The 12,395-nt window shown below is 65.9% G+C and carries 7 protein-coding genes; 4 read left to right on the forward strand and 3 right to left on the reverse strand.

Features of this window, described 5'->3' with window-relative positions:
• Window positions 1-119 precede the first annotated feature (119 nt).
• On the forward strand, window positions 120-1,688 hold the full coding sequence (locus tag ACL58G_RS05715; RefSeq protein WP_440965650.1) for a GH39 family glycosyl hydrolase: 1,569 nt from the start codon (window positions 120-122) through the stop codon (window positions 1,686-1,688).
• A gap of 21 nt (window positions 1,689-1,709) precedes the next feature.
• On the opposite strand, the gene ACL58G_RS05720 is transcribed toward ACL58G_RS05715, so the two are convergent.
• Both ACL58G_RS05720 and ACL58G_RS05725 read right to left on the reverse strand, forming a co-directional pair.
• A complete protein-coding gene (locus ACL58G_RS05720; protein WP_413381220.1) occupies window positions 1,710-3,092 on the reverse strand; it encodes a YfcC family protein in 1,383 nt (460 codons plus the stop codon).
• 1 nt (window position 3,093) lies between these two features.
• Window positions 3,094-4,212, reverse strand: coding sequence for a succinylglutamate desuccinylase/aspartoacylase family protein (locus tag ACL58G_RS05725; RefSeq protein ID WP_440965653.1), 1,119 nt, complete (start codon window positions 4,210-4,212; stop codon window positions 3,094-3,096).
• A gap of 152 nt (window positions 4,213-4,364) precedes the next feature.
• Between ACL58G_RS05725 and ACL58G_RS05730 the strand changes: the two genes are divergently transcribed.
• From ACL58G_RS05730 to ACL58G_RS05740, 3 genes are read left to right on the forward strand one after another with little or no spacing between them, the layout of a single operon-like run.
• A complete protein-coding gene (locus ACL58G_RS05730; RefSeq protein ID WP_440965655.1) occupies window positions 4,365-5,294 on the forward strand; it encodes a MurR/RpiR family transcriptional regulator in 930 nt (309 codons plus the stop codon).
• A 33-nt stretch (window positions 5,295-5,327) separates the two neighbouring features.
• A complete protein-coding gene (locus tag ACL58G_RS05735; protein ID WP_440965657.1) occupies window positions 5,328-8,078 on the forward strand; it encodes a TonB-dependent receptor in 2,751 nt (916 codons plus the stop codon).
• Window position 8,079: 1 nt separating this feature from the next.
• On the forward strand, window positions 8,080-9,291 hold the full coding sequence (locus tag ACL58G_RS05740) for a cyanophycinase (RefSeq protein WP_440965659.1): 1,212 nt from the start codon (window positions 8,080-8,082) through the stop codon (window positions 9,289-9,291).
• Between the two features lie 112 nt (window positions 9,292-9,403).
• Here the strand turns inward: ACL58G_RS05740 and uvrA are convergent, their stop codons facing one another.
• Window positions 9,404-12,250: an excinuclease ABC subunit UvrA gene (gene uvrA, locus ACL58G_RS05745; protein WP_413381230.1), complete on the reverse strand. Its 2,847-nt coding sequence runs from the start codon at window positions 12,248-12,250 to the stop codon at window positions 9,404-9,406.
• Window positions 12,251-12,395 lie beyond the last annotated feature (145 nt).

The raw sequence follows: 12,395 nt of genomic DNA on the forward strand, positions 1-12,395 counted from the left end.
GAAATCATTTCGTTTTTGATTTTACTAAATCACGCATATCCACTATCCTGTCGTCAACTCGCACTGTTAGCGCAAACATTGTGGATATAAGCGAGCTTCGACGTAAAAGGACAATAGACATGAGACAACGCCGCACCGTGCTGCGCGCCGCTCTGGCGCTGGCTTTCACCACCCCATTCGCATTGCCGGCCATGGCCGCCGACGCCGCGCGCCAGATCGTCATCGATGCGAAGGCGCCGACCGTCGCGCGCGACCATGCCGCCGACCTGTCGGTGGGTTCCGATTACCCGGGCACGCTGATCCGTGACGACAGCCTGGCCCAGTTGAAGATCGCGAAGGATGAGCTGGGCTTCCGCTACATCCGCTTCCACGGCATCTTCCACGACGTGCTGGGCACGTTCAAGGTCGTCGACGGCAAGCCCGTGTACAACTGGACGAAGATCGACTACCTGTACGACAAGCTGCTGGGCATGGGCATCAAGCCGTTCGTCGAGCTGGGCTTCACGCCGGAAGCGATGAAGACGTCGGACAACAGCATCTTCTACTGGAAGGGCAATACCTCGCACCCGAAACCGGAACTGTGGGCCGGCCTCGTCGACGCCTTCGTGCGCCACGTGCAGCAGCGCTACGGCAAGGAAGAAGTGCGCACCTGGTTCTTCGAAGTCTGGAACGAGCCGAACCTGGACGGTTTCTGGGAAAAGGCCGACCAGAAGGCCTACTTCGACCTGTATGACGTGACCGCGAAGACCATCAAGGCGATCGACCCGACGCTGCGCGTGGGCGGTCCGGCGACGGCCGGTGCGGCCTGGGTGCCGGAATTCCTCGCGCACACGCAAAAGAGCGGCGCCGCGGTCGACTTCATCGCCACGCACACGTACGGCGTGGACGGCGGCTTCCTGGACGAGAACGGCCAGGGCGACCAGAAGCTGTCGCCGTCGCCGGACGGCATCGTCGGCGACGTGCGCAAGGTCCGCAAGGAGATCGAAGCGTCGTACCTGCCCAAGCTGCCGCTGTATTTCACGGAATGGAGCACGAGCTACAACCCGCGCGACCTCGTGCACGATTCGTACATCAGTGCCGCCTACATCCTCTCGAAGCTGAAGGCGACGGAAGGCATCGCGCAGGGCATGAGCTACTGGACCTATACGGACCTGTTCGAAGAACCGGGTCCGCCGACCGCGCCGTTCGAAGGCGGCTTCGGCCTGATGAACCCGCAGGGCATCCGCAAACCGGCCTGGTTCGCCTACAAGTACATGCACGAGCTGGGCGACCAGCAGGTGCAGACCACCGACAAGCAAAGCTGGGTGACGAAGGACGCGAACGGTGTGCAGGTGCTGGCATGGGACTTCCAGACGCCGGACATGGGCAAGAAGACCAACCGCCCGTTCTTCGGCGCCGTCCAGCCGACGAAGAACGCCACGCCTTTGACGCTGTCGCTGAAGGGCATGAAGCCGGGCACGTATAACGTCCAGGTGTACCGCACGGGCTTCAAGGCCAATGACGCGTACACGGCCTACATCGAGATGGGCAAGCCGAAAACCCTGGCGGCCGACCAGCTCGCGAAGCTGCAGGCGCTGACGGTGGACACGCCCGAGACGCGCACCGTGAAGGTCGCGGCGAACGGCACCGCGAACGTGCAGGTGCCGATGCGCGCGAACGACGTGGTGCTCGTCAAGATCGCGAAGTAACCTGACCTGGTACTGCGCGGCTCAGCCCCACTGCATCAGGCAGGGGGGTATGAGCAGCACGAGGGCCAGCACGAGGTAGATCAGCTGCAGCGGGATCATCCACCTGGCCCACGTGATCCACGGCACGCGCGCGAGCGCGAGCACGCCGACCGTGATGCCGGACGTCGGGATCATCGGCGTCGACAATTCTCCGAGTTGAAAAGCGAGGATCGCGGTCTGGCGCGTCACGCCCACCAGGTCCGCGAGCGGCGCCATGATCGGCATCGTCAGCGCGGCCTGGCCCGTGCCCGAGTGGATGAAGAAGTTGATCACCGACTGGATCAGGTACATCTTCTGCGCCGCGAACACGGGATGGCTCGACTGCACGAGCGGCATCAGGCCGTGCAGCATCGTGTCGATGATGTGGGCGTCGCGCGCGAGGATCATCGTGCCGCGCGCGATCGCGATCACGAGCGCCGTCGGTGCCAGGTCCTTCGCGCCCTGCATGAAGGCCGCCACCCAGTTGTCGGGTCCGAGCCGCCCGACGATGCCCACGACGATCGCCATGGACAGGAACAGCGCCGCGATCTCGTCGATGTACCAGTCGAATTTCACCACGCCGATCACCATCGCCGCCAGCGACAGCGCGAAGATCGCCAGCACCGCCTTGTGCCGGCCCGTCATGCGGTCGAGGCCAATGTGCGCCGGCTGCTCCTGGCGCCGCGTCTGGTCCAGCACGTAGGTCGGGCTCAATGTCGGGTTCTGCTTCACGCGCGCCGCGTACCACATCAGGAACAGGATCGTGACAGTCGTCGTCGCCACCCACACGATCAGGCGATACCCGATCCCCGAAAACACGGGCACGCCCGCGATGCCCTGCGCGATGCCGACGTTGAACGGATTGAGGAAGGCGGCGCCGAAGCCGGCCTGCGAACCGAGGAAGGGGATCGACACGCCGGTGATGGTGTCGTAGCCGAGCGCCAGCGCGAGCGGCACGAAGATCAGCACGAACGGGATCGCCTCCTCGTTCATGCCGAATGTGGCGCCGCCCAGCGAGAACAGGGTGACGAAGACGGGAATCAGCGCGGCGCGCACGAGCGCCGAGTGCTCGTGCATGCGGGCGATCGAGCGGATGCCCGTGTCGATCGCGTCGGTCTTCTGCACGACGGCGAACGCGCCGCCGACGACCAGCACGAAGCCGATGATCTGCGCCGCCTCCACGAAGCCCTTGATGGGCGCCTTCATCAGCGCAACGAGGCCTTGGGGCGCGCTCTCGACATAGTGGAACGAGGCCGGGTCGATGAGCTGCTTGCCGTTCACGAGGTGCGTGTCGTACTTCCCGCCGGGGATGAACCACGTCGCGAGCGCGATCAGTGCGAGGATGGCGAACAGCAGCACGAAGGTATTGGGGATTCGCAGGCGCATGTTATTGGCTTAAAAGTGAACCCGAACGGAAGGGCGTCGTCCCCGCGATCTTACAGATGTGCATCCCGCGCAGCAGGTGGCGGTGTGCGGTACTCGCGAACAGCAGGCCGTCGCGGCTCGCATGCACGGTCGCCGTGTCGCCGGTGACCGGGTTGACGATGTCGGCGACGGCCTCGCCCGCCTTCACCTCGTCGCCCAGCGCCTTCAGGAACACGAGCACCCCCGTCTGCGGCGCGTGCAGGGGCTCGACGGCTTCCAGCGGCGACGCCGCGCACCGCGGCGCGGGCAGGGGGGCCGAGGGGATGTCGACGATGCCTTCGCGCGCGAGGAACTGCAGCAGCGCCCGCGCATCCTGCTCCGCGTAATCGTAGCGCACGTCCATCTCGCCGCGCAGTTCGACCGTGACGGCGGCGCAGGCGGGCGGAATCGGGATCGACGGTCCGAAATGCGCGGCCAGGTCCCACCACAGCCGGCTGCACGCCTCGTCGAACGGCTCGCCACCCGAACCGGCGGACAGCAGATAGGCGCGCGCGCCGAGCAGTGTCGCCAGCGGTGCCACGCGGTCCGCCAGCGCGGGACCGGTATAGACGTGCAGCAGCGCCTCGTTGTCGCAATGCAGATCGAGCACGATGTCGGCGTCGATCGCCATCTCCAGCAGCGTCTTTTTCAGCACCTGCGTTGCGTCTTGAGGAACCCACCGCTCGACGGCGGCGCGTGCCCCGGCGCGGATCGCGGCCACGTTCGCGGCCGCATCCGGCCCGAGCCGGCCGGCCAGCGTGTCTTTCAATTCGTCGGCGACGTGGCGGAAGGCGCGGTTGAAATTGGTACCTGTGCCCAGGTCGAAGCGTCCGAACGGCGTGCCGTGCACGATTTGCGACAGCCCGATCGGATTCGCGGCGGGGACGAGGATCACTTCGCCGCGGATGCGTCCCGCCGCATCGAGTTGTTCCAGTTCGCGCCGCAGGACGTGCGCGACGAGCATCGCGGGCACCTCATCCGCGTGCAGCGACGCCTGGATATAGACCTTGCCGCCGCTGCCCGCGCTGCCGTAGTGGTACGACGTGAGCTGGTAGCTGGCGACGCCCGGTTCGGTCGCGATCGGATGGGTCTTCGTATGCATGCGGACGGGTCTCCTGGCGGCGGATCTGCGGCCGATTATGTATGAATTTTTACACAACGTAAATCGATGAAAGATTATTTTCAAAATGTTGTTGAGTTGGGCGCTGTAACTGTTTTACATTAAAAAACATTAACTCATTGACATCCGGTCACATGACTTCTGCCGTCCCGTCCAGCGCTTCGCCCGACATCGGTTTCGCCGAATCTTCGCTCGGCCAGTCGCTGCTGCGGGTGCTGGCGGAAGGCTCGGCGTCGAACCGCGCGATCGCGGATTACGTGCTGCGCAACCAGGTGCGCGTGACGGCGCTTGGCATCGAGGAACTGGCCGACGCGTGCGCCGTGTCGACGGCGACCATCAGCCGCTTTGCGCGCGACCTCGGTTTCAAGAACTACGCGGCGATGCGCGGCGCGGTGGCGGAGACGCTGCAGTCGGTACTGCAGCCCGTCGAAAAGCTGCGCAGCACGATCGCCCGCCGTGCGGCCAAGGCGTCGCCGGCGCTGGAAAGCCTGGGCTATGCGGAAGCGTCCATCACGGCCACGAGCCGCGCGCTGGCCGGCACGCAGATCGACCGCGTCGGCGCCGTGCTCACCAAGGCGCGCACCGTGTACGTGCTGGGGTTCGGCCTGTCGTCGTTCCTCGCGGGCGCGCTCGCGATGCACTTGCAGCCGTTCTGCCGCCACGTCGTCGAAGCGGCGGCGAGCGGCGGCACGGAAGTCGCGGCCAGTCACCTCGCGACCATCACCGACAAGGACGTGCTGGTCGTGATCTCGCTGCCGCGCTACACGCTGGACGCCGCGTCGCTGACCCGGTTCGCGCGCGATGCCGGCGCGACCATCGTCTCCATCACCGATTCGCCGGCGTCGCCGCTCGCCGAACTGGGTCACCACGTGCTGTACGCGCACAGCACGCACCCGGTGCTGCCCAGCAGTTCGAGCGCCGCGCTGGCCGTCATCGAGGCGCTGGCCGTGTCGCTGATGACGTCCAACAAGGCCAACGTGGCCAAGGCGGCCCGCCACACCGAAGCGATCGCCGCGTATCTCTACGGTGAACACCAGATTCGCAAGCTCGTCAAAAAAACCTGAGTCATCACAAGACACCAAGAGGGAGAGCACCGCATGACCAAGCACATTTCGAGAGCCCTGCAACCGACCATACTGGCCGCGGCCGTCGCCGTCTTGACGTCGCAGCACGCCACCGCGCAAACGAAGACGCAGGCGGACGAACCGAAGATGCACCGCGTGGAGATCACCGGCTCGTCGATCAAGCGCATCGACACCGAGACCGCGCTGCCCGTGCAGCTGATCTCGCGCGAGGACATCGAGAAGATGGGCGCGACCACGGCCGCGGAACTGGTCAAGAACATCAGCGCGAACACGGCGCCGGTGACGGACGGCCCGAGCATCACGGACGGCACGTCCGGCCAGCGCGGCCTGAACGGCGCCAACCTGCGCGGCCTCGGCGTGTCGTCCACGCTGATCCTGCTGAACGGCCGCCGTCTCGCCAACTTCGCGTCGCCCGGCGACAACTCGGGCGTCGACCTGAACAACATCCCGGCCGGCGCGATCCAGCGCGTCGAGGTGCTGAAGGATGGCGCATCGGCGATCTACGGGACCGACGCCATCGGCGGTGTGATCAACTTCATCACGCGCAAGGACTACACGGGCATCGACCTGGCCGCGTCGGCCGCGGGCACGCAGCAGGGCGGGGCGGGCAAGAAGACGCTGAGCCTCAGCGGCGGCACGGGCGATTTGACCACCGACCGCTTCAACGTGTTCGGCGTGCTGGACATCCAGCAGCTCGACCGCCTGCGTTCCGGCCAGCGCCGCTTCATCTCCGAGCATCCGCTCGCGACGACGCTGCCGGCGCAGATGTCCAGCAACACCTTCCCGGCCAATATCGACATCTCGGCCGCGCAGCGTGCCGCCCTGATCGGCGCGGGCCTGCTGCCGGCCGGCAGCCGCGCGAGCCGCGTCAACCCGAGCGCGCCGAAGTGCAATCCGCCCGCCACCGTGTATGCCGAGAAGGGGCCGGGCGGCGTGGCCGGCTGCAGCTACGACTACATGGAAGATACGGAGATTTATCCGGACTCGCGCAAGATCGGCTTCATCGGCCGCGCGACCTTCCAGCTCGATCCGGACAACCAGCTGTTCGCGGAGCTGGTGCAGACGCAGGCCAAGACCAAATACGTGCTGTCGCCGAATCCGGTGTCGACCCTGCGCAACCTGCCCGTCAGCATCCTGCCGGAGGCGTACCGCAACGCGCTGTCGGCGCCCGGCCTGCCCGCCACGGTCAACCGGATCCGCTACCGGATGGCGGAAGCGGGCAACCGCACCAACGACGTGACGAGTACCGGCCAGCGCCTGCTGCTGGGTGCCACGGGCACCCTGGGCGGCTGGGACTACGACGTGGCGCTGGGCCGCGCCGAGAACAAGGCCATCGACAAGTACGTCGATGGCTACTTCCTGTACGACCAGTTCGAGGCCGGCGTGCGTTCGGGCGCGATCAATCCGTTCGGGCCGTCGTCGCAGGCCGGCCGGGACCTCATCAACAAGATCCGGGTCAACGACGAAGCACGCAATGCGAAGGGCGTGTCGACTTCCCTCGACGGCAAGATGTCGCGCTCCCTGACGACGCTGGCCGGCGGCGACCTGGCGCTCGCGGTCGGCGGCGAACTTCGCCACGAACACCAGACGTTCAGGCCGTCGGACCTGCTGCGCTCGAATAACATCCAGGGCGACCGCGACAGCACGATCCCGGCCGGCGAGCTGGCCGACGTCGAGACGGCGGACAACACGAGAAAAGTGGCGTCCGTGTTCACCGAGGTGGTCGCGCCGTTCACCAAGGAACTCGAGATGCAGTTCGCGGTGCGCTACGACCACTACAGCGAAGTGGGCAACACGACCAATCCGAAGATCGGCCTGCGCTGGCAGCCGATGCAGTCGCTGTTGGTGCGCGCGTCCGCGGGCACGGGCTTCCGCGCGCCGTCGCTGTCGGACCTGAAGCGCCCGACGATCTTCGGCACGACGGCCGGCATCCTGACCGACCCTCAGTGCGTGAAGCAGGAAGGCAGCATCGACACGTGTACCGACCAGTGGGACGTGGAACGCCGCTCGAACCCGGACCTGAAGCCGGAAAAATCGCGCGAGTTCTCGCTGGGCGTCGTGTTCGAACCTGTTAAACGCACGAGCCTCTCGATCGACTACTGGAACATCGAGAAGCGCGACGTGATCAGCACCCTGGGCGAACAGGTCATCATCGAAAACCCGGCAGCGTACAACGGCAAGTACATCCAGCGCGACGAGGACGGCTTCATCTCCAACATCCTGCTGATGAAGGAAAACCAGGGCAAGCTCAGGACGTCGGGCTTCGACATCGCCGGCGACTGGCGCAGCGAGCGCGGACCGTGGGGCCGCTTCGGCGTCAACCTGTCCGGCACGCTGATCCTGCATTACGACCGCCAGTTCGGTCCGCAGGAGCCGTTCCGTACGAACCTGGGCGTGTTCCTGAACGACCAGGCGATCCAGAAGTGGCGCCACCGCGTGAACTTCGAGTGGGACAACGGCCCGGTCACGCTCACGCTGGCGAACCAGTACTCGATGGGCTACACGGACCAGAACACGACCTACGACCCGTACACGGACACGCTGCTGGCGCCGAACCACGTGAAGTACTACTCGCTGTGGGACCTGACGGGCAGCTGGACGATCAGCAAGCAGCTCAAGGTGCGCGCGGGCGTCCTGAACATGTTCAATGCGGATCCGCCGTTCTCGAACCAGGCCTGGTTCTTCCTGGCGGGGTACGACCCGAGCTACACGGACCCGCGCGGCCGCAGCGCGTTCGTGAGCGTGAACTACTCGTTCCGCTGACATGCTGAAGAAACTGGGTGTCGCGCTGGCGCTGGCGGTATGCGCCGGCGCGGTGATGGCGGCCGACGCCGGGCAGCCGAAAGGATCGCTGGTCATCATCGGCGGCGGCCTGCGCGTCAACAACGCCGAGGTGTGGGAGAAGATCGTCGCGCTGGCGGGCGGGAAGGGCGCGCGCATCGCCGTGCTCCCGACGGCCGCGCAGACGCCCGCGAAGGAAGCCCGGCTCACGGTGGACGCGCTGAACCGCTACGGCGCGCGCGCGTTCGTCGTCCCGGTCGCGCCCATGCTGGCCGGGACGGACGTGAGCAAGGCCGCGGACGATCCCGCGCTGGCCGAGGCGATCCGCAAGGCCGGTGGCGCGTTCTTCACGGGCGGAGATCAAGCCCGCATCACGGGTTCGCTGCGGCGTGCGGACGGCAGCAACACGGCCGTGCTGGACGCGTTGTGGGCGCTGTACCGGCGCGGCGGCGTCATCGCGGGAACGAGCGCGGGCGCCGCCATCATGAGCAGCACCATGTTCTACGACCCGCCGCTGGAAGTGATGCCCGTGCTGAAGAACGGCGTGGCGGACGGCAAGGACGTGGCGCCGGGCCTGGGCTTCATCGGCGGCGACGTCTTCGTCGACCAGCACCTGCTCGCGCGCGGCCGCTTCGGCCGCATGCTGCCCGCGATGCTGGCCAAGGGTTATACGCTGGGACTGGGCATCGACGAGAACACGGCGGCCGTCGTGGGACCGTCGCGCGACGTGACGGTGATCGGCTACCGCAGCGCGCTCGTGCTCGATCTGGCCGGGGCCACGACGGACAAATCGAAGCCGGGATTCAATCTCGCCAATGCGCGCATCAGCTACCTGGACAGCGGCGACCGGTTCAACCTGGCCACGCGGACGTACACGCCGGGACCGGGCAAGGAGCCCGTGGACCGGCAGTACGTCGAGCACCGCGCGCCGATCTTTTATACGGACATCCTCGGCAACACGGCGGTCGCGGACCTGCTCGAGAAACTGGTGGACAGCGATCTGCAGCGGGCCGTCGGCGTGGCGTTCGAAGGGCCGGACAGCCAGTCGCCGGACCGCGGGTTCGAGTTCACGTTCACGCGCGTGCCGGACACCGCGGAATACGTGACGAATCGCGAGGATGCGTATTCGATCTACCGGATCCGGATGGACGTGCGGCCGGTGCGGGTGCACCAGCCGTTTTATACGGTGGAGTAGCAAGACTGTCGTTCCCGCGCAGGCGGGAACCCAAGTCACGTGCGCAGTGTTAGCCTGACGCCACAGGCTTGCATGCAAGATTGGGTCCCCGCCTGCGCGGGGACGACGTGGGTTACTTGAGCAGCGGTTTCAAGTATTTGCCGGTCACGCTGTTCGGATTGTCGGCCACGTCTTCCGGCGTGCCGTGCGCGACGATCGTGCCGCCGCCCGCGCCGCCTTCCGGACCCAGGTCGACGATCCAGTCCGCCGTCTTGATGACGTCCAGGTTGTGCTCGATGATGACGAGCGTGTTGCCCTGGTCGCGCAGGCGGTGGATCACCTTCAGCAGCAGGTCGATGTCGGCGAAGTGCAGGCCGGTCGTCGGCTCGTCGAGGATGTACAGCGTGCGGCCGGTATCGCGCTTGGACAGTTCCAGCGACAGTTTCACGCGCTGCGCCTCGCCGCCCGACAAGGTGGTCGCGCTCTGGCCCAGCTTGATGTAGCCGAGGCCCACGTCCAGCAGCGTGTGCAGCTTGCGGGCGATGACCGGCACCGGCTTGAAGAACTCGTGCGCATCCTCGACCGTCATGTCCAGCACTTCGGTGATGTTCTTGCCCTTGTACTGGACTTCCAGCGTCTCGCGGTTGTAGCGCTTGCCGTGGCAGACGTCGCAAGGCACGTACACGTCCGGCAGGAAGTGCATCTCGACCTTGATCACGCCATCGCCCTGGCACGCCTCGCAGCGGCCGCCCTTCACGTTGAACGAGAAGCGGCCGGCCGAGTAGCCACGCTCCTTCGCGGTCGGCACCGTCGCGAACAGGTCGCGGATCGGCGTGAACACGCCCGTGTACGTGGCCGGGTTCGAACGCGGCGTGCGGCCGATCGGCGCCTGGTCGACCGAGATCACCTTGTCGAAGTGTTCCAGGCCGTGGATCGCCTCGTGCGGCGCCGGTTCGGTCTGCGAACCGTACAGGTGGCGCGACAGGGCCGGGTACAGCGTATCGTTCACGAGCGTCGACTTGCCGGAACCCGACACGCCCGTCACGCAGGTCAGCAGGCCTACCGGCAGCTCCAGCGACACGTTTTTCAGGTTGTTGCCGGTCGCGCCCGTGATGACCAGCTGGCGGTCCGGGTCGGCCTGCGTGCGCTTCTTCGGCACGTGGATCTTCTTCTTGCCCGACAGGTAAGCCGCCGTCAGCGACTCCTTGCTCTTCATGATGTCCTTGAGCGAGCCTTCGGCGATCACGGCGCCGCCGTGCACGCCCGCGCCCGGACCCATGTCGACGATGTAGTCCGCCGTGCGGATCGCATCCTCGTCGTGTTCCACCACGAGCACGCTGTTGCCGATGTCGCGCAGGTGCTTCAGCGTGGCGATCAGGCGGTCGTTGTCGCGCTGGTGCAGGCCGATCGACGGCTCGTCGAGCACGTACATCACGCCCGTCAGGCCGGAACCGATCTGCGACGCGAGGCGGATGCGCTGCGCTTCGCCGCCCGACAGGGTGTCGGCGCTGCGGTCCAGCGACAGGTAGTCGAGGCCCACGTCGTTCAGGAATTTCAGGCGCGCGACGATTTCCTTGATCACGCGCTCGGCGATGTCCTTCTTCGCGCCCGTCAGTTTCAGGTCGTCGAAATAGGTCAGGCAGTCGCGCAGCGGCGTCTTCGCGACTTCATAGATGGCGCGCTGCTGGCGGCCAGCGCCGATCTTGACGTAGCGCGCTTCCGTGCGCAGGCGCGCGCCGCCGCACGACGGGCACTCCTTCTCGTTGATGAACTTCGCCAGCTCTTCCTTCACCGCCATCGAATCCGTCTCGCGGTAGCGGCGCTGCAGGTTGTTGACGACGCCTTCGAACGTGTGCTCGCGCATCACCGTGCGGCCACGCTCGTTCACGTACGCGAACGGCACCGACGTCTTGCCGGAGCCGAACAGAACGACGTCCTGCGCGGACTTCGGCAGCTGCTCGAACGGCTTGTCGAGGTCGAAGCCGTAGTGCGACGCGAGGCTCGTCAGCATCTGGTAGTAGAACTGGTTGCGGCGATCCCAGCCCTTCACGGCGCCGGACGCCAGCGACAGGTTCGGGAACGCGACGATGCGCTTCGGATCGAAGAACTCGATATGGCCCAGGCCATCGCATTCCTGGCAGGCGCCCATCGGGTTATTGAAGGAGAACAGGCGCGGCTCCAGCTCCTGCAGCGAATAGCCGCAGACGTTGCACGCGAACTTGTTCGAGTAGATGTGCTCCTTCTCCGTGTCCATCTCGTACGCGACGGCGCGGCCGTCCGCGATGCGCAGCGCGGTCTCGAAGCTTTCGGCCAGGCGCTGCTTGATCTCGGCATTCACCTTGATGCGGTCGATGACGACGTCGATCGTGTGCTTTTCCGTCTTCTTGAGTTTCGGCAGGTCGTCCACGTCGTAGATCTTGGCCGCGTGCGTGCCGCTCTGGATGCGGAAGCGGACGAAGCCCTGCGCCTGCATCGCTTCGAACAGGTCGCCGTGCTCGCCCTTGCGGTTCGCCACGACGGGCGCCAGGATCATCAGCTTGGTCCCTTCCGGCATGCCCAGCACGGCATCGACCATCTGCGACACGGTCTGCGCGGCCAGCGGCTCTTCCGGGTGATCCGGGCAGTAGGGCGTGCCGACGCGCGCGTACAGCAGGCGCAGGTAGTCGTGGATCTCGGTGACGGTGCCGACGGTCGAGCGCGGGTTGTGCGACGTCGCCTTCTGCTCGATGGAGATGGCGGGCGACAGGCCCTCGATCATGTCGACGTCCGGCTTTTCCATCAGCTGCAGGAACTGGCGCGCATAGGCCGACAGCGATTCGACGTAGCGGCGCTGGCCCTCGGCATACAGCGTGTCGAAGGCGAGCGACGACTTACCGGAACCCGACAGGCCGGTGATCACGATCAGCTTGTTGCGCGGCAGGTCGAGGTTGATGTTCTTGAGATTGTGCGTGCGGGCGCCGCGGATACGGATTTCTTCCATTGTTGTTTGAAGGCTTTCGAATGGTTGCGGGGCCGGCGCACGAATGGCACAGGTGAGCGGGCCGAACGGGAAAGCGCACTAGTTTACCTGTTTTTATTTACAGTGGTATGCCGGCCCTCGAAAAAGTCTGCGAGGCTTAACAGCA

Source organism: Massilia sp. GER05 (genome assembly GCF_052056005.1).
Taxonomy (GTDB): Bacteria; Pseudomonadota; Gammaproteobacteria; order Burkholderiales; family Burkholderiaceae_D; genus Telluria; species Telluria orientalis.

Coding starts and splice junctions, on each gene's coding strand:
- ACL58G_RS05715 (WP_440965650.1), top strand. CDS start 120: ATGAGACAACGCCGCACCGTGCTGCGCGCCGCTCTGGCGCTGGCTTTC.
- ACL58G_RS05720 (WP_413381220.1), bottom strand. CDS start 3,092: ATGCGCCTGCGAATCCCCAATACCTTCGTGCTGCTGTTCGCCATCCTC.
- ACL58G_RS05725 (WP_440965653.1), bottom strand. CDS start 4,212: ATGCATACGAAGACCCATCCGATCGCGACCGAACCGGGCGTCGCCAGC.
- ACL58G_RS05730 (WP_440965655.1), top strand. CDS start 4,365: ATGACTTCTGCCGTCCCGTCCAGCGCTTCGCCCGACATCGGTTTCGCC.
- ACL58G_RS05735 (WP_440965657.1), top strand. CDS start 5,328: ATGACCAAGCACATTTCGAGAGCCCTGCAACCGACCATACTGGCCGCG.
- ACL58G_RS05740 (WP_440965659.1), top strand. CDS start 8,080: ATGCTGAAGAAACTGGGTGTCGCGCTGGCGCTGGCGGTATGCGCCGGC.
- uvrA (WP_413381230.1), bottom strand. CDS start 12,250: ATGGAAGAAATCCGTATCCGCGGCGCCCGCACGCACAATCTCAAGAAC.